General features: G+C 66.2%; 16 protein-coding genes and 1 CRISPR repeat array. Of the genes, 7 read left to right on the forward strand and 9 right to left on the reverse strand.

The window, feature by feature from the left end:
* Positions 1 to 4: 4 nt before the first annotated feature.
* Together queG and AC5IG3_RS08095 are read left to right on the forward strand one after the other, a co-directional pair.
* The gene (gene queG / locus AC5IG3_RS08090) at positions 5 to 1,138 is read left to right on the forward strand and encodes a tRNA epoxyqueuosine(34) reductase QueG (protein ID WP_491905906.1); all 1,134 of its coding nucleotides are present in this window, start codon (positions 5 to 7) and stop codon (positions 1,136 to 1,138) included.
* On the forward strand, positions 1,095 to 2,873 hold the full coding sequence (locus AC5IG3_RS08095) for an alkaline phosphatase D family protein (protein ID WP_491905783.1): 1,779 nt from the start codon (positions 1,095 to 1,097) through the stop codon (positions 2,871 to 2,873). The genes queG and AC5IG3_RS08095 overlap by 44 nt, the downstream gene beginning before the upstream one ends.
* Positions 2,874 to 2,908: 35 nt before the next feature.
* Here the strand turns inward: AC5IG3_RS08095 and AC5IG3_RS08100 are convergent, their stop codons facing one another.
* Positions 2,909 to 3,811 (reverse strand): AEC family transporter, encoded by a 903-nt coding sequence (locus AC5IG3_RS08100; RefSeq protein WP_491905907.1) that lies wholly within the window; start codon positions 3,809 to 3,811, stop codon positions 2,909 to 2,911.
* Positions 3,812 to 3,920: 109 nt separating this feature from the next.
* On the opposite strand from AC5IG3_RS08100, the gene AC5IG3_RS08105 reads away from it, so the two are divergent.
* A complete protein-coding gene (locus AC5IG3_RS08105; protein WP_491905784.1) occupies positions 3,921 to 4,907 on the forward strand; it encodes a tripartite tricarboxylate transporter substrate binding protein BugE in 987 nt (328 codons plus the stop codon).
* Between the two features lie 5 nt (positions 4,908 to 4,912).
* Positions 4,913 to 5,845 (forward strand): site-specific tyrosine recombinase XerD, encoded by a 933-nt coding sequence (gene xerD, locus AC5IG3_RS08110; RefSeq protein ID WP_491905785.1) that lies wholly within the window; start codon positions 4,913 to 4,915, stop codon positions 5,843 to 5,845.
* 94 nt (positions 5,846 to 5,939) lie between these two features.
* Here the strand turns inward: xerD and AC5IG3_RS08115 are convergent, their stop codons facing one another.
* Entirely contained in the window at positions 5,940 to 6,692 is a 753-nt protein-coding gene (locus AC5IG3_RS08115; RefSeq protein ID WP_491905786.1) for an amino acid ABC transporter permease, read from the reverse strand.
* A 292-nt stretch (positions 6,693 to 6,984) separates the two neighbouring features.
* Here AC5IG3_RS08115 and AC5IG3_RS08120 point away from each other — a divergent pair, with 292 nt between their 5' ends.
* Complete coding sequence (locus AC5IG3_RS08120; protein WP_491905787.1) at positions 6,985 to 9,138, forward strand: putative bifunctional diguanylate cyclase/phosphodiesterase; 2,154 nt, start codon at positions 6,985 to 6,987, stop codon at positions 9,136 to 9,138.
* Between the two features lie 55 nt (positions 9,139 to 9,193).
* Here the strand turns inward: AC5IG3_RS08120 and AC5IG3_RS08125 are convergent, their stop codons facing one another.
* On the reverse strand, positions 9,194 to 10,042 hold the full coding sequence (locus tag AC5IG3_RS08125) for a basic amino acid ABC transporter substrate-binding protein (RefSeq protein WP_491905788.1): 849 nt from the start codon (positions 10,040 to 10,042) through the stop codon (positions 9,194 to 9,196).
* Between the two features lie 228 nt (positions 10,043 to 10,270).
* Between AC5IG3_RS08125 and AC5IG3_RS08130 the strand changes: the two genes are divergently transcribed.
* Both AC5IG3_RS08130 and AC5IG3_RS08135 read left to right on the forward strand, forming a co-directional pair.
* On the forward strand, positions 10,271 to 12,163 hold the full coding sequence (locus AC5IG3_RS08130; protein WP_491905789.1) for a sensor domain-containing diguanylate cyclase: 1,893 nt from the start codon (positions 10,271 to 10,273) through the stop codon (positions 12,161 to 12,163).
* Positions 12,164 to 12,318: 155 nt separating this feature from the next.
* Positions 12,319 to 13,014, forward strand: coding sequence for a type IV pili methyl-accepting chemotaxis transducer N-terminal domain-containing protein (locus AC5IG3_RS08135; RefSeq protein ID WP_491905790.1), 696 nt, complete (start codon positions 12,319 to 12,321; stop codon positions 13,012 to 13,014).
* A gap of 77 nt (positions 13,015 to 13,091) precedes the next feature.
* A CRISPR array of direct repeats spans positions 13,092 to 15,423; the repeat unit is 37 nt; unit sequence GTTTCAATCCACGCCCACCAGTTTCCCGGTGGGCGAC.
* Positions 15,424 to 15,610: 187 nt separating this feature from the next.
* On the opposite strand, the gene cas2 is transcribed toward AC5IG3_RS08135, so the two are convergent.
* From cas2 to cas5c, 6 genes are read right to left on the reverse strand one after another with little or no spacing between them, the layout of a single operon-like run.
* On the reverse strand, positions 15,611 to 15,901 hold the full coding sequence (gene cas2 / locus AC5IG3_RS08140; protein ID WP_491905908.1) for a CRISPR-associated endonuclease Cas2: 291 nt from the start codon (positions 15,899 to 15,901) through the stop codon (positions 15,611 to 15,613).
* Between the two features lie 29 nt (positions 15,902 to 15,930).
* Positions 15,931 to 16,962 (reverse strand): type I-C CRISPR-associated endonuclease Cas1c, encoded by a 1,032-nt coding sequence (cas1c, locus tag AC5IG3_RS08145; RefSeq protein WP_491905791.1) that lies wholly within the window; start codon positions 16,960 to 16,962, stop codon positions 15,931 to 15,933.
* A 14-nt stretch (positions 16,963 to 16,976) separates the two neighbouring features.
* Positions 16,977 to 17,594, reverse strand: a complete 618-nt coding sequence (gene cas4 / locus AC5IG3_RS08150) for a CRISPR-associated protein Cas4 (protein ID WP_491905792.1) — start codon at positions 17,592 to 17,594, stop codon at positions 16,977 to 16,979.
* Between the two features lie 18 nt (positions 17,595 to 17,612).
* Positions 17,613 to 18,629: a type I-C CRISPR-associated protein Cas7/Csd2 gene (gene cas7c / locus AC5IG3_RS08155; RefSeq protein WP_491905793.1), complete on the reverse strand. Its 1,017-nt coding sequence runs from the start codon at positions 18,627 to 18,629 to the stop codon at positions 17,613 to 17,615.
* The gene (cas8c, locus tag AC5IG3_RS08160; RefSeq protein WP_491905794.1) at positions 18,626 to 20,398 is read right to left on the reverse strand and encodes a type I-C CRISPR-associated protein Cas8c/Csd1; all 1,773 of its coding nucleotides are present in this window, start codon (positions 20,396 to 20,398) and stop codon (positions 18,626 to 18,628) included. Before cas8c ends, cas7c begins: the two co-directional genes overlap by 4 nt.
* A gap of 2 nt (positions 20,399 to 20,400) precedes the next feature.
* The gene (cas5c, locus tag AC5IG3_RS08165; RefSeq protein WP_491905795.1) at positions 20,401 to 21,156 is read right to left on the reverse strand and encodes a type I-C CRISPR-associated protein Cas5c; all 756 of its coding nucleotides are present in this window, start codon (positions 21,154 to 21,156) and stop codon (positions 20,401 to 20,403) included.
* Between the last annotated feature and the right edge of the window lie 37 nt (positions 21,157 to 21,193).

Raw genomic sequence — 21,193 nt, forward strand, 5'->3', positions numbered from 1 at the left:
GCAGGTGCGTGAGTGGGCCCGGGTGCTGGGATTTTCCCAGATCGGTGTGGCCGGCATCGATCTGGCCGACGCCGAGCCCGGCCTGCTCGCTTGGCTGGCGGCCGGTTTTCACGGCCAGATGGACTACATGGCCCGCCACGGCCTCAAGCGCGCCCGGCCGGCCGAACTGGTGCCGGGCACGCTGCGGGTGATCACCGCGCGCATGGATTACCTGCCCAAGGCAACGCCAGCCGACTGGCGCGAGCACGAAACCGCCCGCCTGCAGCAGCCCGGCGAGGCGGTGATTTCGCTCTACGCCCGGGGCCGCGACTACCACAAGGTGCTGCGCCAGCGGCTGCAGCAACTGGCCGACCGGATTGCCGCAGCCATCGGCCCGCTTGGCCACCGGGTGTTCTGCGATTCGGCACCGGTGCTGGAGGCCGAACTCGCCCGCCGCAGCGGCCAGGGCTGGCGCGGCAAGCACACGCTGGTGCTGAGCCGCGAGGCCGGCTCGATGTTCTTCCTGGGCGAGATCTACATCGATCTGCCGTTGCCGGTCACGCCGCCGGTCAGCGCCCACTGCGGCGCCTGCAGCGCCTGCCTCAGTGTCTGCCCGACGCAGGCCATCGTGGCGCCGCACCGGCTCGATGCGCGCCGCTGCATCAGCTACCTGACCATCGAGCACGCCGGGCCGATTCCGCTGGAACTGCGCCCGCTCTTGGGCAACCGCATCTACGGCTGCGACGACTGCCAGACCGTCTGCCCGTGGAACAAGTACGCGCAGGTGAGCGTGCTGCCCGATTTCGACGTGCGCGCGCCGCTCGGCCACGCCACGCTGCTGCAGTTGTGGGCCTGGGACGAGGCCGAGTTCCTGCGTCGCACCGAGGGCAGCCCGATCCGCCGCATCGGCTTCGAGCGCTGGCAGCGCAACCTGGCGGTGGCGCTGGGTAACGCGTGGCGGCAGACGGGTGACACGGTCTACGCCGCGGCGCTGAGGGCGGCGCAGCCGGTGTCGCCGCTGGTGGCCGAGCACATCGGCTGGGCGCTGGATCACGCCGCTGTCACGCCCGCCTGCGATGCTCTGCCGCTCATCCACGAACGCGAACCCCTCCATCATGATGAAACGCCTGCTGCGCCCCTGGACCCATCCCTTGCGTGAAGTGGCCCAGCACGCCACGCCGGGCCGGCGTGACTTCGTCCGCCAGCTGGCGCTGGGTGCCGGTGCCGTGGGTGTGTTGCCGCTGGCGGCCTGCGGCGGGGGTGATGGCCGTGAGGGCAGCAACGATCCCGCCGTGACTTTTGTTCATGGCGTGGCCAGCGGCGATCCGCTCAGCGACCGCGTCATGCTCTGGACCCGCGTCACGCCGCCCGCCGGCAGCAGCGCCGACATTCCGGTGCGCTGGGAGGTGGCTGCAGACGCCGCGTTCTCGGCCCTGGTCGCCCAGGGCAGCGCCACGGCGATGGCCACGCAGGACTTCACCGTCAAGGTCGACGCCACTGGCCTGCAGCCGGCCACCGGCTACTTCTACCGCTTCAAGGCTTATGCGGCGACCACGGCCACCGCCCGCACCCGCACCTTGCCCAGCGGTAGCAGCGTCAATCATGTCGAGCAGGTCAAGCTGGCGGTGTTCTCGTGCGCCAACTACCCGGCGGGCTATTTCAACGTCTACGCCGACGCGGCCCAGCGCAACGACCTGGACGCCACCGTGCACCTGGGCGACTACCTCTACGAGTACGGCCAGGGCGGCTACGCCTCGGCCAACGCCGCCGCGCTCGGTCGCTTGTCTGCCCCCAGCACCGAGGCGCTGACGCTGGCCGACTACCGCAGCCGCCACGCCCAGTACAAGGGCGATGCCGACCTGCAGGCGCTGCACGCCGCCGCGCCCATGATCGCGGTGTGGGACGACCACGAGATCGCCAACGACACCTGGACCGGCGGCGCCGACAACCACACACCCGCCACCGAAGGTGATTTCGCGCTGCGCAAGGCGGCGGCCCTCAAGGCGTATCACGAGTGGATGCCCACCCGCAACGCGACGCCCGATGTCCTCTACCGCAGCTTCGACTTCGGCAACCTGCTGGCGCTGCACATGCTCGACACCCGCGTGGTCGGGCGCGACCAGCCGCTGGATTACGCCAACTACTTCACCGCCGGCGGCTTCGACAGCGCTGCCTTCACCACCGCCCTGACCCAGCCGGCGCGCCAGCTGATGGGCAGCACGCAGACCACCTGGCTGCAAGGCCAGCTGAGCGCGTCCACCGCCACCTGGCAGGTGCTGGGCCAGCAGGTGCTGATGGGGCGCATGAACATTCCGGCGCCGATCCTGCTTGAAACCATCGCGCCCGGCACCGGTGTCACGGTGACGCAGTACGCCGCCCTCGCCACCAAGGCGCAACTGGCGCCTGCCACGCTCACGGCCACCGAGCAGGCCGCGCTGGCGCAGCCGGCCATTCCGTACAACCTCGACGCCTGGGACGGCTACTACGTCGCCCGCGAAACCGTGCTGGCCACGTCGCGCGCGCTGGGCAAGAACCTGGTGGTGCTGTCGGGCGATACCCACAACGCCTGGGCCAACGAGCTGCAGGACATGGCCGGCAACGCCGTGGGCGTGGAGTTCGCCACCTCGTCGGTCACGTCGCCGGGCTTCGAGGAGTACCTGCCCAGCGAGCCGCCGGTCACGCTGGCGGCTTCGCTGCAGGCGCTGATACCGCGCCTCAAGTACTGCGACACCTCGCGGCGCGGCTACATGGTGCTCACGGCCACGGCCACCGAGTGCCGGGCGGACTGGGTCTTTGTCGACACCATCGGCAGCCGCAGCTACACGGCCAGCACGGCCAGGTCGCTCAAGGTGGTGGCGGGTGCGGCAGGGCGCGGCCTGATCGTGGCGGCGTAAGCCACTGGCTGGTCGGGCGCATCAGGCGATCTGGTTCACTGCAGCCCGGCCAGTACGACCATCACCACCGGTACGCTGACCATGCCCAGCAGCGTCGACGCCGTCACCAGTCCGGCCACATACGGCCCGTCGCCGCCCATGCGTGCGGCCAGCACGTAGCAGCTCGACGCGGTGGGTAGCGCAGCAAACGCGCCCAGCACCTGCGCCTGGCCGGCCGGCAGCCCCAGCAGCAAGCCCAGGCCGATACCGATGGCTGGCAGCGCCGCATGGCGGATGGCCAGCAGCGCGGTCGCCAGCCTGGGCGCCTTGGCCATGCCGCCCAGCTGCAGGCCGGCGCCCACCGCCATCAGGCCCAAGGGCAGCGCGGCGCTGCCGATGCGGTTGAGGGTGATGGCGGCCATCTCGGGCAGCTTCAGCCCGGCCAGATTGCACAGCAGGCCGGCCAGCGTGGCCATGATCAGCGGGTTGCGCAGCAACTCGCGCCCGGTGTGGTGGCCGCCGTGCCGCGCCAGCGACCACACCGCGCCCACATTGCACAGCGGCACGCACAGCGCCAGCAGCAGCGCGATCCACGCCACCGCTTGCGAGCCGCCCAGCCGCTCGGCCAGCGCCAGCGCCACATAGCTGTTGAAGCGGAACGCCACCTGCGCGCCCGAGGCCTGCAGCCTCGCGTCCACCCCCGGCCACCAGCGCAGCCCGGTCGCCAGCGCAAAACCGCAGACCGACACCGCGATGCCGCCCAGCCCGAGCTGCAGGCTCGAACCCAGCGCCAGCGGTGTCTTGATGATCGAGCCGAACAGCAGCACCGGGAACAGCAGCCAGTACACCAGCCGCTCGACGCTGGCCCACACGGCGCGGTCGAGCGCGGTGTAGCGGCAGATCAGGAAGCCCAGCACGATGAGCAGAAAATCAGGCAGCAGGAGCAGGGCGTGGTTCAGCATGGGCGGCGAGCTTAACGGCTGCCAGTGCAGTGCCCGCAGCGGCTAGCATGCAGTCACCCTCAGCCCCACGCCGGATTCAACGGCCCACACCCCGGAGTCAACCCTCATGCAGCGTCGTTCTGTTCTTGCCTTGGCAGCGGCTTCGACCGCCTTGAGCACCCTGGCGGTGCTGCCGCTGGCCGCCCGTGCCGACACCTATCCGTCGCGCCCGGTGCGCCTGGTGGTGCCGTTTGCGCCCGGCGGCACCACCGACATCGTCGCCCGCGTGCTGGCCGAGAAGCTCGGGCCCGTGCTGGGCCAGACGGTGGTGGTGGAGAACCGCGCCGGTGGCGGCGGCATCATCGGCGCCGATGCGGTCGCCAAGGCCGCCCCCGACGGCTACACGCTGGTGATGGCCACGGTGTCGACCACGGCAGCCAACCCGGCCATCAACCCGAAGACACCGTACAACCCGATCACCGACTTCACGCCCATCATCAACATCGCCGCCACGCCCAACGTGATCGCGGTGCACCCGAGCTTCCTGGGCCGCGACTACAAGAGCTTCGTCGAAATCCTGAAGAAAAGCCCGGGCCGCTACAGCTTCAGCAGCTCTGGCACCGGTGGCATCGGTCACCTGCAGATGGAGCTGTACAAGAGCCTGGCGGGCGTCTTCGTCACCCACATTCCCTACCGCGGCGCGGGCCCGGCGCTCAATGACACCGTCGCCGGCCAGGTGCCGATGATCTTCGACAACCTGCCCTCGGCGCTGCCCTTCATCAAGGACGGCCGGCTGATCGCCATCGTGGTGGCCGCGCCCCAGCGCCTGGCGGTGCTGCCCAATGTGCCGACCTTCAAGGAAGTGGGCCTGGAGCCCGTCAACCGCATGGCTTTCTACGGCCTGCAAGGCCCCAAGGGCCTGCCGCGCGAGGTGGTCGACAAGGTCAACGCGGCGGTCAAGAAGACGCTGGAAGACCCGGCGGTGAAGAAGCGCATCGAGGACACCGGCTCGGTGCTGGTGGGCAACACGCCCGAGCAGTTTGCGGCGCAGATCAAGGCCGAATTCGAGGTCTACAAGAGCGTGGTCGAACGCCAGAAGCTCAAGCTGGATTGAAGGGCATGAGCGAGGTCGACGCGCCCCTGGTCGCCCCGGACGCCACGCGCGACCAGGGCGTGATCGAGCGCTTCCTGGACGCGCTGTGGCTGGAGGACGGCCTGTCGCCCAACACGCTCGAAGCCTACCGGCGCGACCTGCAGGCGCTGGCCGTCTGGGCGCAGACCGAGGATGCCCCGGCGCTGCTGGCGCTGCAGGAAGAAAACCTCAACGCCTATGCGGCAACGCGCTTCGACCAGCACGGCAAGATCAGCAGCGCCAACCGGCGGCTGACGGTGTTCAAGCGCTTTTTCCGCTGGGCGCTGCGCGAGTCGCTCTGCGCGCACGACCCCACGCTGCGCCTGGACGCCGCCCGCAACCCCGAGCGCCTGCCGCACTCGCTGAGCGAGGCGCAGGTCGAGGCGCTGCTGACCGCGCCCGACGTCACCACCCCGCTCGGGCTGCGTGACCGCGCCATGCTGGAGCTGCTCTACGGCGCCGGCCTGCGCGTGAGCGAGTTGGTGGGCATCAAAACCCTGCAACTCAACCTGGCCGAGATGGTGCTGCTGGTGCATGGCAAGGGCAGCCAGGAACGCCTGCTGCCCTTTGGTGCACCCGCGCATGACTGGCTGCAGCGCTACCTGATGGAAGGCCGCACAGTGCTGCTCGGGCCGCGCCCGTGCAACGAGCTGTTCGTCACGGTGCGCGGCGCCGGCATGACGCGGCAGATGTTCTGGAACCTGGTCAAGAAGTACGCGCTGCTGGCGGGCATCAACGCACCGCTGTCACCGCACACGCTGCGCCACGCCTTCGCGACCCACCTGCTCAACCACGGCGCCGACCTGCGCGTGGTGCAGATGCTGCTGGGCCACGCCGACATCTCGACCACCCAGATCTACACCCACGTGGCGCGCGAGCGGCTCAAGGTGCTGCACGCGCACCATCACCCCAGGGGGTGACGTCTGCCACCGTTCGCCGGATACGGCGAACGCCCCCGAGGGGGTTGGGCCGGCTTGGGAGCGGCCCGGCGCTCGGCCCAGGGGCGACCACGGTCTACCGGCCGCGCTGGTGGGCGGGCGCTTCCAGGCGCTGGGCCAGGGTCGAGAGGATCAGCGTCAGCGCCAGATACACCACCGAGATCGCCAGGTACGGCTCCCAGTAGCGCGAGTAGGCACCGGCCACGGTGCGGGCGGCCAGCGCGAGCTCCGCCAGGCCGATGGCCGAGACCAGCGACGAGTCCTTGATCAGCGTGATCGCCTCGTTCACCAGCGCCGGCAGCATGCGCCGGAACGCCTGCGGCAGCACCACGAAGCGCATGCTCTGCGCGTGGGTGAAGCCCAGGCTGTAGGCGGCCTGGGTCTGGCCGTTGTGGATGCTCTGGATGCCGGCGCGGAAGATCTCGCTGATGTAGGCGCCCGCATTCAGGCTCAGCGCCAGGCAGCCCGAGAAAAACGCACCGTGTTCCTGGCGGAAGGTGCGCGCCGCCTCGCCGGCCAGCAGCAGGCCGGTTTCGGGGTGGATGAGCGCGGGCATCAGCGCAAAGTGCACCAGCAGGATCTGCACGAACAGTGGCGTGCCGCGGAAGAAGGTCACGTAGCCGACGGTGAAGCCGCGCACCACCTTGAGCACGAGAGCCCAGAAGGCCGAGCGTGGCGGCGGCGCGTCGCGCGATGCACTCACCAGCCCGAACACCACGCCCAGGGCCATGCCCGCGATGATGGCCACCACCGTCAGCTTGACCGTCATGGCCACGCCTTCGATGAACAGCGGGCCATAACCGGCCAGAATTTCCCAACGCAGATCCACGGTGCGACTCCTTTGATTGATCGTTTTGGTCCTGTGAACGGGAAGCTACAAGCAAGCCGCCGGCCAAGGCGCAGAAGTGTAAGCGTCGCCCCCGGGTGGGCGGGGCGCACAAACCCCTGTCCAGGCTCGGCATACCGCCGGTTTTGCCTGCGTTGCGAGGTGCTTTGCCGGGGGGACGGTTGCACGAGATCCCCTGCATCCCGCCCGGTTATTGATGGATTGATTTCGCTTGAAGCTGCAACACTCTGGTCTATAAAAAGGGAGCTGGCACCGTCAGAAGCCGTTGTTTGAGATGCCTCGTCCTCACATTTTTTTACCCGATCCCGTGACGCAGGGCACCACCGACCCTCAGACGGTCGAAGCGGCCCTGCAGGCTTTGTCCCGGCAACTGCAGCGCAGCCTTGAACACCTGGCCCGCGCCCAGACCGTGGCAGGGCTGGGCAGTTGGCACGGCCGGGAGGTTCTGGAATTTTCCGACCTGGCCTGCCGCATCCTGGGCCAGCCGCCGGGCTGCCGCATGGGGCTTGACTGCGTGATGAACCTGGTGGCCCGGCTGGACCGGGCCCGTGTGCGCCGCCACTGGCGCCAAGCGCTGCGCCACGGCCCGATCGATCTGGAATTCCGGCTGGCGGCGGAGGACAAGGACCGCCTGACCCAATGGGTTCATGTCCAGGCCGAAGTCCAGCGCGACGCCCAGGGGCACCTGACCGAGGTGATCGGCACGCTGCAGAACATCACCCTGCGCAAGGCCGAAGAAGCGCATGCGCGGCTGGCGGCGCGCATCTTCGACTCGGCCAATGAGTCGATCATCGTGACCGATGCGCAGCGCAACATCGTCGCCGTCAACGCTGCTTTCACCCGCATCACCGGCTACACCGCTGAAGAGGTGCTGGGCAAGAACCCGCGCCTGGTGCGCTCGGGCCGCCAGGACCGGCATTTCTACGCCGGCATGTGGCGCCAGCTCAAGGAGCAGGGCAGCTTTCAGGGCGAGTTCTGGAACCGCGCCAAGGACGGCCGGCTCTATGCGCTGATCCAGACCATCAGCGTGCTGCGCAACGAGGAAGGCCGGTTGACGCACTACGTCGGCATCGGCATCGACGTGTCCAGCCTGCGCGAGGCCGAAGACCGCAGCCGCTACCTCAGCACCCACGACCTGCTGACCGATCTGCCCAATCGCCTGACCATTGCCGAGCGCACCCGCGCGCTGCTGGTCAGCCGGCGCGATGCGCGCCTGGGCTCGGTGCTGGTGGTGCTGGGCGTGGACAACTTCAAGGCCATCAACGACTCCATGGGTCACCACGCCGGTGACAGCTTGCTGGTCGAGCTGGCGGATCGGCTGCGTGCGCTGGCTGCGCAGGGCATGATGGTCGGCCGCCTGGGCGGCGACGAGTTCCTGGTCATGACCACGTTGGCCGGACGTGATCAGGCCGGTGATCTGGCGCGCAGCCTGCTCGACCAGATGAGCGTGCCGTTTCGCATCGAGGGCCATGAGCTGGCCGTCACCGTGTCGGCCGGCATCAGCGTCTACCCCAGCGACGGTGCGGACTTCGATGCGCTGCTCAAGAACGCCGAGACCGCGCTCTACGGCGCCAAGAGCGATGGCCGCAACGCCATCCGCTTCTACGACCCGCAGATGAACGTCGAGTCGCTGGAGCGGCTCATTCTGGTGTCTGCGCTGCGCCGCGCCATTCCGGCGGGCGAGTTGCGCAGCTGGTATCAGCCCAAGATCGACCTCGCCACCGGCCGTCCGGTGGGCGCCGAGGCGCTGGTGCGCTGGCAGCACCCGGAGCAGGGCTTCATCCCGCCGGGCCGCTTCATTCCGGCAGCCGAGTCGCTGGACCTGATCGTCGCCATCGGCGAATGGATGCTCGAAGAAGCCTGCGCCCAGATCGCCCGCTGGCAGGCCTGCGGGCTGGGCTGGATCCCGGTGGCCGTGAACCTGGGCGCGCGGCATTTCACCGACGTCCGCCTGGCCGACCACCTGCGCCGCCTGCTGGCGCGGCACGCCATTCCGGCCGGCATCCTGGAGCTAGAGATCACCGAATCGACCCTGCTGATGGGCGACGCCGACCCCACCGCCTTGCTCACCGGCCTGCGCGCGGCGGGCGTGCGGCTGGCGATCGACGATTTCGGCACCGGTTATTCGAGCCTGTCCTACCTCAAGCGCCTGCCGGTCGACATGCTCAAGATCGACCGCAGCTTTGTGCACAACATCGCCACCGATTCGGCCGACCGCAGCATTGCCGCCACCATCATCGCGCTGGCGCGCGGCCTGGGCCTGGAGGTGGTGGCCGAAGGCATCGAGGAATCCGCCCAGCGCGACCTGCTGCGCCAGGACGGCTGTGCCGTCGGCCAGGGTTTCCTGTTCGCGCGGCCCATGCCGGCCGAGCAGTTCGAGGCCTGGTGGCGCGCGGCGCCGGACGAAAGCAAGACCGCCTCGCCATGAAAAAAGGCGGGTGCTGCCACCCGCCTTTGTGCCTGCCGTGCAGTGCCGTTGACTTTTACTTGGACGCAGCTTCTGCAGCGGCTGCCGGGGCTGCACCGAAGTACTGCGCGAACAGCTTGTCGTAGCTGCCGTCGGCCTTGATGTCGGCCAGGCCCTTGTTGAACTTCTCCAGCAGTTCGGTGTTGCCCTTCTTGAAGGCGATGCCGTACTGCTCGGGCGCGAAGCTCTTGGTGTCGGCCACGGTCTTGAACTTGGTGCCGGCGTTGTTGGCCACGTAGTGGATCACCACGCCGTTGTCGGCCACCACGGCGTCCACGCCGCCGGCTTCCAGTTCCTTGAGTGCCAGCGGGGTCGACTCGAAACGCTTGACGTTAGTGCTGTTCTTGCCCAGCAGCTTGGTCACGACCTCGTCGCCGGTGGTGCCGGTCTGCACGCCGACCTTGAGCTTCTTCAGGTCGTCGAACTTGGCGACCTTGGAGTTTTCCTTCACCGCGATCAACTGGATCGCATCGAAGTACGGCGTACTGAAGTCCATGGTCTGCTTGCGCTCGTCGGTGATGGTCACGGCCGACACCAGCAGGTCACGGTCGCCCTGGGCCAGGTTGTTGAAGATGCCTTCCCACGGCGTGTTGACGAACTTGACCTCGATGCCGGCCTTGGCCGCTGCGGCGCGCACCACATCGATGTCGAAGCCGACGATCTCGCCCTTCTCGTTCTGCGACTCGAACGGTGCGTAGGCCGCGTCGGTGCCCACCACGTAGACCTTGGCGGGCGGCGGCGGTGCCACGGCGGCCGATGCGGCAGGCGCCGCAGCTTCTTCCTTCTTGCCGCAAGCGGCGAGCACCAGCGCGGCGGTAACGAAACCGGCGGTTTTCAGAAAACGACGTGTAGTCCAGCGAGTCATGAGCGTCCTTGATGAAGGGTGAGAACTGGGTTTGCCACCTCACGGGTAGCAAGCGAAATGCCAGTGTAAAAGGGCGTGTCGGTGTTTGCACTCCGGGAGGTCACTCGGGCGCCATCGGCCATCCAGCCGTGTTACTGAATGAATATTGATGTGGCGCAGCGGCGTTGTGTCGCTGTGCGCCAACGAACAGGTCGGGTGCCTGGGGGTCGCCGTTACAGTTCTCGGCATATGAAAACCGACGCTACTGCGCTGCCCCTCACCGCATGGTGGCACCCGCTGCTGGCGGGTCTGGGGTTCTACGCTGCAGCATTGCTGGCCAGCACCACCACGCTGATGAGCGAAGGCATCGTCTTCCTGTGGCCGGCCAACGCCGTGCTGCTGGTGGCGTTGCTGCGCAGCCCGCGCCGCCGCTGGCCCGGGTTTCTGGCCGCGATGCTGGTAGCGGAAGTGCTGGCGGATTCCGACCACTTCACCCTGCTGCAGTCCGTGCTGTTCGGGCTGGTCAATGCGGGTGAAGTGACGCTGGCAGCGCTCTGGCTGGGGCGGCTTGATGCGCCGCCGCGTTTCAGCTTTGACCGCCTGCGCGCCGTGTCGGCCTTTTGCCTGGGCGTGCTGGGCGTGACCTGTGCGCTGGCCGGAGCAGCCGGCGCGCTGGTGTTTCGCTACAGCGTGGGCGGCACCGAAAACCTCTGGACCTACTGGCAGCTCTGGTGGCTGGGCGACAGCCTGGGCCTGCTGATGCTCACGCCGCCGCTGCTGGCCTGGGTCGACGCCATGCCCTGGGTCACCCGACATCGCATGCGCCTGGAATTCGCGGCGCTGCTGGTCCTGGCGGTGATTGCCAGCCTGTTGGTATTTTCTTGCGCGGCCGACGATGGACGGCCATCACCCGCCCTGCCGGTGCTGCTGTTCCCACTGGCGATCTGGGTGGCTGCGCGGTTCGGCGCCCGCAGCGTGGCGGGGGTCTGCCTGATCATCGGTGTCATTGCCATCGAATGCACGCGCCGCGGACTTGGCCCGTTTGCCGACGCCAACGCGGCCCACGCGGTGCTGCAAGTACAGGCGTTCCTGTTCAGCTTCAGCCTCAGCGCGCTGTTGATCGCGGCCGTCGTGAACGAACTGCGCCAGCGCAACGCCGATCTGCGCCTGCGCAACCGGGCCATCGAGTCGATCGGTGAGGGCGTCGTGATCGCCGACGCCCTGCAACCCGACCTGCCCATCACCTATGTCAACCCCAGCTTCGAAGCCCTGACCGGCTACAGCCTGGCCGAAGTCATCGGCCGCAACTGCCGCTTTCTGCAGGGCGAGCACCGCGATCAACCCGAGTTGCCGCGCGTGCAGGCCGCCTTGCGCCAAGGCGAGCCGGTGCACGTCCTGCTGCGCAACTACCGCAAGGACGGCAGCCTGTTCTGGAACGACCTGACCCTGGCGCCCGTGCGCGACGCTGACCAGCAGCTCATCGCCTACGTCGGCATCCAGCGCGATGTGACCGCCATGCGCGAGGCCGAATCGCAACTGCAAGCCGCCCACGCCGAGCTGACCCGTGTCAACCAGGCGCTGGAGCAGCGCGTGGCCGAACGCACCCAGGCGCTGGAGCACGCCAACCAACGGCTCATCAACCTGGCGCATACCGACAGCCTGACCGGCATCTGGAACCGGCGCTATTTCCTGGATGCCGCCCGCAGCGCCATCGACGCCAGCGCGCGCCATGGCCGCCCACTCTGCCTGCTCATGATCGACGCCGACCACTTCAAGGCCATCAACGATCAGCACGGCCATGGTGCTGGCGACCAGGCCCTGTTGAGCCTGACCTGTGCCGTGCAGGCCGACCTGCGCTCAGGCGACCTGCTGGCCCGCTTTGGGGGCGAGGAGTTCATTGCCTTGCTCACCGACACCCCCCTGCCCGAAGCGCTGCATGTGGCCGAACGCTGGCGTGCCGCCGTCGCCAGCCTGCGCATCCCGCACGACGGCCTGTCCCGAGACGGCCCGCACATCAGCCTGACCGTCAGCATCGGCGTGGCCCAATGGCGACCTGCGCTCGACCTCAACCAACTCGTGCGCATGGTTGACGAGCGCCTCTACGCGGCCAAGACCGCCGGGCGCAACCGGGTTTGCGGCTGACATGTTCGTGAATTTCTGGCGGCATTGATCGGCCTGGCTCAGGCCCGCTCGACGTTGATCAATTCCGGGTACAGGCCTTGCACCACACGATGTGGCGTCATCAGGCGTCCCGTGTCGACTGGATCGATGCGGCAACGATGCACCGGAGTCGACTCATGCAGCATGCACAACCCGCGAGAGCGCATCCCGCAGGTGCTCCTTCGAGGCTGTCGGGCGAAGTGTTCGGCCGGCTGATCAACCTCTCGGGCCGGCGCCGATTCACCTCGCAGCGCCTGGTGCTCTACGCCCTGCTGGCCGCGCACGGACGCGAGGGTGCCTTGCAGGTGTCGCGCGACGCCCTGGCCACCTTTGCCGAAGCCCATCATCTGCTGATGGATGGCCACAGCGCCGACTTGCCCGGCGTGTACTGCGATGAATTGCGGCAGGCCTATCACGGCACGCGGCCCGGCAGCAGTGCCCTCGGTGGCGACGCCATGATCAAGGCCTTCATCGCGCTGGCCCAGCGGGTTCACGAGGCGATCGAGGCGCGAGCCGCCAGTGCCTCGGCTCTGCTCGACCAACTGGTCGAAAGAGGCACGCCGCTGCTGGCCGTGCTCAACCAGATCACGCAGACCTACGAAGACCTGGCCCGGCGCCAAGCCACCCAGTCGCGCCAGCACCTGGTCGACGTGATGGGCGAGATCGAAGCCATCTCCATGCAGGCCCGCATCGTTGCCTTCAACGCCCAGGTGGTGGCCGCCCGCCCCACCGCCTCAGGCCGTGAGTTCGCGGTGGTGGCTGGCGAGTTGTCCCGCATCACCGACCGCATCGACGGCCTGGTGCGGGATGCGCTGCGCAGTTCGGTGGGGTGACGGGCCCAGCTGCAAAAATCCCACCAGTCTCTCGATGAGCGACTCACCCGGATTCCTCGGCCCTTGAGTTTTGTCCGGTTTCAATCCACGCCCACCAGTTTCCCGGTGGGCGACTGCCACCGTGCGCCGGGTCGGACCGCTGGTATATGCGTTTCAATCCACGCCCACCAGTTTCCCGGTGGGCGACCAGCAGAGCCCGAATACGTCGCCAGGGACTTGGATGTTTCAATCCACGCCCACCAGTTTCCCGGTGGGCGACGAGCGCAAGCGGCTGACGCTGCGCGACGCGCTGGAGTTTCAATCCACGCCCACCAGTTTCCCGGTGGGCGACAACGCAGACAATACCGCCGCAGCGGGCACAGACTGTTTCAATCCACGCCCACCAGTTTCCCGGTGGGCGACCCATGCCCGTGCGCGACCTGTTCCTGGATGAAATCGTTTCAATCCACGCCCACCAGTTTCCCGGTGGGCGACCCTGGTGCTGGGCCGTGCCGGGGCCGTACAGCGTGTTTCAATCCACGCCCACCAGTTTCCCGGTGGGCGACGGTACGGCGGGTGACCGTTATGCGGGCGACTGGATCGTTTCAATCCACGCCCACCAGTTTCCCGGTGGGCGACCCATGCCCGTGCGCGACCTGTTCCTGGATGAAATCGTTTCAATCCACGCCCACCAGTTTCCCGGTGGGCGACTTGTCGAACATCGCCCCTTGGTCGAACAGCGAGTGTTTCAATCCACGCCCACCAGTTTCCCGGTGGGCGACTCGGCGACAGCGCAAGGTTGTTGGCCGTCGCGCTGTTTCAATCCACGCCCACCAGTTTCCCGGTGGGCGACCTCAACCCCTGCGTCTGGGACGGCTGGTTTTGATGTTTCAATCCACGCCCACCAGTTTCCCGGTGGGCGACCGATGGCGTCGGATTCATGCCCGGCGAGTGCCACGTTTCAATCCACGCCCACCAGTTTCCCGGTGGGCGACCTCTTCCCGTGTCCGTTGACGCCAGCCCACAGCGTGTTTCAATCCACGCCCACCAGTTTCCCGGTGGGCGACTCGAACCCACCACGCCCGTTGAATCGGTTTTGATTGTTTCAATCCACGCCCACCAGTTTCCCGGTGGGCGACCGATAGTCATGCATGCAATCCACAGAGTTCATTGGTTTCAATCCACGCCCACCAGTTTCCCGGTGGGCGACCGCAGCCGAGGCCGTCACGCCCGCCAGCAGGATGGTTTCAATCCACGCCCACCAGTTTCCCGGTGGGCGACGCTTTCTGCCCAGGCGCTCAAGGGCCGGGCCGATGTTTCAATCCACGCCCACCAGTTTCCCGGTGGGCGACCCCGTGATGCCAGTGAGCGGGTATGCCGTCACCAGTTTCAATCCACGCCCACCAGTTTCCCGGTGGGCGACGGCCTTGGCCTGTCGTTCAAGGCTGACAGCGGCCAGTTTCAATCCACGCCCACCAGTTTCCCGGTGGGCGACAATAGCGGCCACCAGGTGAAGGGGGCAAGGGGCAAGTTTCAATCCACGCCCACCAGTTTCCCGGTGGGCGACCGCCGGGCGTGGTTGACTGGTCGGGGTTGAGCGTGTTTCAATCCACGCCCACCAGTTTCCCGGTGGGCGACCACAGCTGTCGGGCATCTCGTCGCTGTACCTCAACGTTTCAATCCACGCCCACCAGTTTCCCGGTGGGCGACCTGTCGAGGGGCTGCGACGCGTCACCGGCTGCGAGTTTCAATCCACGCCCACCAGTTTCCCGGTGGGCGACGCCGGCTACGCCGATCGCGTGGACCAGTGGTGGAAGTTTCAATCCACGCCCACCAGTTTCCCGGTGGGCGACCTGCCGGGGCTGGTGAGGCGGCGAGAGGCGGAGGTGTTTCAATCCACGCCCACCAGTTTCCCGGTGGGCGACTGGCGAGATCAATCAGCTCGCGTTCGGTGAAGTTGTTTCAATCCACGCCCACCAGTTTCCCGGTGGGCGACGGGGTGCGGGCTGGCGAGCCAGCGGAAGAATGTCTTGTTTCAATCCACGCCCACCAGTTTCCCGGTGGGCGACCGCCCAGGACGCCAAGATTGCCGCCGCCGTAGCTGGTTTCAATCCACGCCCACCAGTTTCCCGGTGGGCGACGTAGAGGGCGTCGATCTCGTCGCTGTTGCGGTGATCGTTTCAATCCACGCCCACCAGTTTCCCGGTGGGCGACCTGTACTGGCGCGAAGTTCTGCGCGGCAAGATTGAGTTTCAATCCACGCCCACCAGTTTCCCGGTGGGCGACCATTCTCATCGTACCTGGGCGGCCTGTTCAACTTCGTTTCAATCCACGCCCACCAGTTTCCCGGTGGGCGACTTCGGCGGTCGCCGCCCTGATATGGGGGAAATCATGTTTCAATCCACGCCCACCAGTTTCCCGGTGGGCGACACCGCGTGTCCAAGTCCTTGAAATCCTTACTCAAATTGCGCATTGCGCGCGAACCTGAGGTGCGGGTCTTGCGTCGATCAGCCTTCAGCCAACTGCGCTGCATGCTTTTCCTTGCGGGACGGGGACTTACGGCTTGCGCGAACCCTGTGGTGACCAGGGCGGTCACTTGGGGTTCGCGCGGAAGACATCATAGAACCAGCGGATTCTCGAAGTCCGTGGCCTTGAACTTGCCGTGCTCGCGCACTTCGCAGCCTCGTGTGTCGGCCATGCGGTAGAGGCGCAGGCAATCGGTGTCGAGGTCGATTTCATGCAGCAGGCGGCGCTCCAGGTCCTCCATCTGTGCCAGCGTCACCTGGCACTCGAACACCGATTTCTGAACGCGTTGCCCGGTGCCTTCACAGACCCGGGCGACACGGCGAAGGCGGCGTCGGCCGGCGCGGTCTTCGGTGTTGACGTCATAGCAGACGATGACCAGTATGGTGTCTCCCCGTTATTTTTGAATCTGGATCAGCGCATGGCGAACGGCACGTAGCTTGGTGCTTCGCCACGCACGTGGCGCGCCAGCAGGCGGGCCTGCACCAGCGGCACCAGGCCCAGCGGCAGGCTTTCGGCCAGCAGCGGGTGGGTCAGTTCTTCCTGCTTGCGCTCCTGGTACGCCACGACAATGGCCTTGCGCGCGTCGCCTTCGAGCAAGACGGCGCCGCCCTCGCGCTCGACAAAGTCGCTCTCCTTCACCTGGGCGCGGTTGACCAGCGTGAGCGCCAACCGATCTGCAAAGGGACGGAACTCCTCCATCAGATCGAGTGCCAGCGCCGCGCGGCCCGGGCGCAGCGCGTGCAAAAAACCCATCTGCGGGTCGAGTCCGGCTGCCTCGATGGCGCTGCGGCAGTCGTTCATCCACATCGAGTAGAAAAAGCTCAGCAGCGCGTTCATGCGGTCGCGCGGCGGACGACGGCTGCGGCCGTTCATCTGAAATTGTTCGCGCTTGTCTGGCCGCACGAGCAGGTTGAGCGCGCCAAAGTAAGTGCGCGCAGCCTCGCCTTCGATGCCGCGAATCACATCCAAGTTGGCAGCATCGGGCAGGGCTCGCAGGCTGGCGGCCAAGTCCAGCGCAGCGCGCGTGATCTGTGCTTCTTCGCCGGCATCCTTGGCTTCGCGGGCGCCGCGCAGCAGGACTTGCCGCTGGTTGCGCAGCTTGCCGGCGACGATGCAGCGCGCCGCCTCCAGCGTGAACACGGCGTTGTCGATGGCTTGGTGGTGCGCGCGGCGCAGCAGCACGTTGCCGCTGACCTCACCTTCCAGTCGAGCCTTGAAGCGGCCGTTGGCGTCCAGTAGCACCAGCGCGATGCCGTCTTCGGCCAGCCGGTGCATCAGCTTGGCGCTCAGCCCGACATGGCCGAAACACACCACCGCCTGCAGGTGGTGAAGCGGCACGCGCAGCCGAGTTTCCTTGTCTTCATCGACGATGCGCAGGGTGTCGTTGTCAAGCCTCAGGTAGCTGTCGGGCAGAGTGATGTAGAGGGTGTTGAGGAGTTGCATGGCGGGTTCCGGCGTCAATCAAACAGGTGCGCACTCAGGTCGGCTGCGATGGCGCCCGTCGTACCGATTTGCGGCAGGCAGATGTCGCGCATGGAGCATTCGCCGCAGCGTTTGTCGTTGACGCCATGAGGCAGCTTCTGCTGCTGCAGCAAGCTGCGGATCTGCGCAACGATGACTTCGGTCTTGTCGCGCAGCGTGACATCGAAACTCACCTCGCGGCGCCGCTTGCTGCTGGCATGAAAGATGGCGCCGAGGGTGACGGGACGCTGGAACATCTCTTCCAGGCACAAGGCCTGTGCGGCCAGTTGCAGGTCGTCGTTGTCATGCTGCTTGCGACGGCCGTGCTTGTATTCGACCGGGTAGATCGTGCCATCGGGCCAGAACTCGACCACGTCGCACTTGCCGATCAGGCCGAGCCGGTCGCTCCAGACCGGCAGGGCGTACTCGATGCGCGCGCCCGCCTTGCTGGTGGTGTGTGACGCCCGGTCCACCCGGGCATGCTCGGCATTGCCGCGCTCGGTGTGGATGTTGTCCTTGAACTCACCGTCGAGGTAGATCAGGCCGCAACGCCTTGGGCAGTAGGCGTACTGGTTCAGCGCGGAGACGTTGACGGGGTCGATCGGTTCGTCCATGGGCGTCACCTTGGCGTGTCAGGCCGTCACTTGAACCAGCTTGCCGGCATCGAAGTCCCAGCGCCATAGTTCAACACCCGCTGGCATCCGGTCGGCATGCACGGTCACAACGTAGTCTTCAAACCGGCGTGGCGAGGCGCCCTCGGCTTTCTTGGTAACGTCAATCACCTTGCCTTCATCCCCGCTGCGACCCAGGTCGATCAGTCGATGGGCTGGCGCACAGCCGAGCATGGCCTGGCGCACCTGCGCTGCCGGGTCACCGTTGTCTGCACCCACGTGCTTGAACACCAGCAACTCGCGGCTGGCCATCACGCCCTTGGAGGCGGAGCGGTCGTGGTCGAACATCTGCGTCAGGGCCGCCCACAGGTGATCCAGGTCGTCATCCTTGAAGCCGGTGCCGGCGGCGAGGTGCGCGGAGATGAAGCCTTTGGTGGCGTAGAGGCCGTAGGGGATCAGCGCCTTGCGGCCCATCGTGCGCAGCTTGTCTTCTTCCTGCAGGTTGGCCCATGCGTCGTAGTCGGCAGTGGTCTTTGCATCCTTGACTTTCTCGGCCACCGCCATACGGGTAATGGCGGCTTCCATCGGCATGATCGGATCGAGCGAACGCGAAAACGCCACTTGCACCGGACCGCGAACTTGGCCTGCATTGGGGCCTGTGGACATCACGGCACCAAAAGTACGCACGTCATAGAACTGCCGGCACATCCAGTCGCGGGCGTTCTCCACCTGTTTTCGGTTTCCCCCGCCAGCGGGTGCACCGTCGGTCGCAACGTGTGCGGCGGTGATCTGACGGTTCAGGTTGGTGGCGTGCTCGATGAAGATCGCATTGGGCGCTTCATTGCCAAACCGCATCTGGATGTAGTTGCGGATGCGCCGCTTGATCATCACGTCGGAGACCAGCCCGTGCATGTCCTCCGGGTCGATGCGTGGGCTGTTACCGGCGTCGGGATCACCATTCGGGTTGCCGTTTTCGCAATCGAAAAGCAGCACGAATTCGTAGCGGTTCTGGATGTGCTGGCGGTTGTTGTCACTCATGGCAATGTTCCCTGTGCTTGGATTGGTTCAGTGGTTTCAGCCGTCTGTGCGGTCTTCTTGCTGGTACGTAATGCAGCCAGTTGCTGGTAGTAGCCAAGTGCAAACAGCCCCTGGCCTTCTAGGTCGAGCGTGCGGGGTGCACCGTCGCCGAGCCGGCTCATGATGTTGGCGATCTGGTCCTCGTACCACCATGCCAGGCCGCCTTCGAGCTTGCCGAGGTGGTTGCGCGCGTTCGAGACCAGTCGCCCGAGCGTGAGTCCCGGCGTCTGGCTGCTGGCAGCGTAGAAGCGCTGCACCACGCCAGCGCCCACATCGCCCAGCGCGGCGCGCTGCAACCCGGCCAGCACCGCGAGCAGGCGCCCGCAGTGATAGGCCGGAGCCGGGTGTTCTTCGTTGACTGTGGCTTGCATATGCGGATCACCTCCTTGGGGTTTGCGAACGAAATACGCTTTGATGAAGCCCATGCGGGCGTGGTTGAACGGGGCATCGTTGATGAGATCGATGCGAAATCGCGCGAGGGCCTGAGCCATCAGCGGCGCAGGGATGGGCATGCCGAATGCCGCCACGTGCCACAGCGTCGAGGCAGTCGGTGCCGGCATGTCCTTGAGCGCCAGAAACAGCGATCCGCCGACCGCAAGAAACTTCGGCGCCGGGGCCATGCCTTTGCCGTCGCGGTGCGCAATCTCCAGGTCGTCGAACCAGGCATCGACATTGCCGACCAGGCTCTCGAATGAGCCCACCATCCAGTCGCGCACCATCACCCGCCCCGAGGCACCGGACAAGGTGATGGCGTAGTAGGTGTTGCCGGCCAAATCAGGGCGCTGACCGGCCTTGATCGAGGTCAGCAGGTGCTTCACCCTGGCGCGCGCCGCGATTGCCACTTGATCGTCGTCCTGGATGTCGAGCAGCCAGGCATACGGATCTTCCGCGTCGACGACACGATCCTTGAACCAGTGCACGACCTGGGCGTTGACCAGTCGTTCCGAGTGGTTGCTGATCAGGTCGTTGAGGCCGTCGACGTAGCTTTGTGCGGCTACGGCGCCCATGGCGGCATTGGCGGACTGCTCCAACCCGAACGACGTGAAGGCGGCCTTGTCAAAACCGATGAGGCCGTCGCCCATGGCCAATCCACCGACCGCGCCGAGGCCATTGATCTTGGGTTGAGTGGCCAGTGGTTCGATCAGGTCGCCGTTGAGAAGGCAAACCATGCGCGCAGGTGCTGCTTTTGCCCGAGCCTTCTTTCCTGTCGACCCATCGGAGAGATCGGCCGCCCGCCATTGACGCCACCATTGCTGGACGGCCAAGTTTTCTCGCGGGTCTTTTCCGGCGATACGCCAAGTGACCCAATCCATCGGTTTGGCCTTGGCCGCTTGCAGAGCGTCGCGCACCTGATCCCGTGCACTCTCGTCGGCAAGCACTGCCACCAGAGCGTCGAGTTCAGGCAGTTGTGCCGCCGCTTTCTGCAGCATCTGAAAGAAGAATGCGTGCCGAACCTTGCTTCCTTCCATTGTCTTGGTGTCCGATCCAGGCTTCAGAACCAGCGCGACGTATTGCGCTGACTCCACCAGAAAATGAGCCCGACCGCCTGTGACCATGCTGTGCATGTCCGGGCATCGGTTGAGTTGCAGACCGCTCTTGCCGTCACCCAGCGGCAGCACGCCAAGCAGCGTCCCGTCTTGGGCCAGATCCACACACCATTTCACCGAGCGAACCCGAAACCCCGGCTCGCCTCCAAGCGTGCGGCCGTATTCAGCCAGTTCCATCAGCATGATCAGGCGCTCCTCGGTTTGCGCACGGCCGCGCTCTCGAACGCCGGCACGTTGATGACACCGGCCTGAAGGGTGGCGTCGAAGACCGAGATGAAGGGCTCGGTCACATCGGGTGTTTCGTCGGCTGCCAGATCGAAGACGTCGTAGAGCATGAAACCCAGGTGCTGGTCGAGCGCGATGGGCGGGTGCTCGACGGCGCTTTCGCGTTCGACGTATTCATAGAACGCCGGGAACTCACGGCAGCCAAAGTAGGGTTGCTGAAAGCACTTGCCCTGCTTGGCGCGCCGTTCGAAGGTGGCGTTGAACTTGGCGATGTTCGGGCCGAAACGCCCTTTGGGAACAATGCGCGCGGTAATGCGGTAATGCACGTCCTTGAGTGCCATCGTCTGCCGTTGCGTGCGGCCGTTGCTCTGATCATCGCCATCGGCCCACAGCGGTTCGGGGTTTACTTCGCCGCTGATCCACTTGTTCAGTACCGCGTTGCCGGGCACCACGCCTTTGACTTCGTTGCGGCGCAAGGCGATGTAGCGCGGGTGCTTGAGAACCTCGATGCGCGTGATCTGCCAATAGAAGTACGCCTGCATCACGCTGCGCTTGCCACGCTGCTCGCGCCGGCCGTCCCAGTAGATGGCGTCGAAGATGCCCCGAGCCGCCGATGGCGTGATGACGGGGTAGGAGAAGCGCTCCACCTTCATCTCCGGGCGGGTGAAGCAGGCCAGGTCGCCCCAGACTTCGAGCGTGTGGGTGTTGTCGTGCATCGATCCTCCTGATTTGTGATTCGTTCTGTGAACGGTA

This window comes from Leptothrix sp. (in: b-proteobacteria) (assembly GCF_965250675.1).
Taxonomy (GTDB): domain Bacteria; phylum Pseudomonadota; class Gammaproteobacteria; order Burkholderiales; family Burkholderiaceae_C; genus Sphaerotilus.

Excerpts from the sequence above, each read along its gene's own strand:
- cas4 (WP_491905792.1), bottom strand. The coding sequence starts at position 17,594 with ATGGACGAACCGATCGACCCCGTCAACGTCTCCGCGCTGAACCAGTAC.
- AC5IG3_RS08105 (WP_491905784.1), top strand. The coding sequence starts at position 3,921 with ATGCAGCGTCGTTCTGTTCTTGCCTTGGCAGCGGCTTCGACCGCCTTG.
- AC5IG3_RS08125 (WP_491905788.1), bottom strand. The coding sequence starts at position 10,042 with ATGACTCGCTGGACTACACGTCGTTTTCTGAAAACCGCCGGTTTCGTT.
- AC5IG3_RS08130 (WP_491905789.1), top strand. The coding sequence starts at position 10,271 with ATGAAAACCGACGCTACTGCGCTGCCCCTCACCGCATGGTGGCACCCG.
- AC5IG3_RS08135 (WP_491905790.1), top strand. The coding sequence starts at position 12,319 with ATGCAGCATGCACAACCCGCGAGAGCGCATCCCGCAGGTGCTCCTTCG.
- AC5IG3_RS08120 (WP_491905787.1), top strand. The coding sequence starts at position 6,985 with ATGCCTCGTCCTCACATTTTTTTACCCGATCCCGTGACGCAGGGCACC.
- cas8c (WP_491905794.1), bottom strand. The coding sequence starts at position 20,398 with ATGCTGATGGAACTGGCTGAATACGGCCGCACGCTTGGAGGCGAGCCG.
- cas5c (WP_491905795.1), bottom strand. The coding sequence starts at position 21,156 with ATGCACGACAACACCCACACGCTCGAAGTCTGGGGCGACCTGGCCTGC.
- xerD (WP_491905785.1), top strand. The coding sequence starts at position 4,913 with ATGAGCGAGGTCGACGCGCCCCTGGTCGCCCCGGACGCCACGCGCGAC.
- cas7c (WP_491905793.1), bottom strand. The coding sequence starts at position 18,629 with ATGAGTGACAACAACCGCCAGCACATCCAGAACCGCTACGAATTCGTG.
- cas1c (WP_491905791.1), bottom strand. The coding sequence starts at position 16,962 with ATGCAACTCCTCAACACCCTCTACATCACTCTGCCCGACAGCTACCTG.
- AC5IG3_RS08095 (WP_491905783.1), top strand. The coding sequence starts at position 1,095 with ATGATGAAACGCCTGCTGCGCCCCTGGACCCATCCCTTGCGTGAAGTG.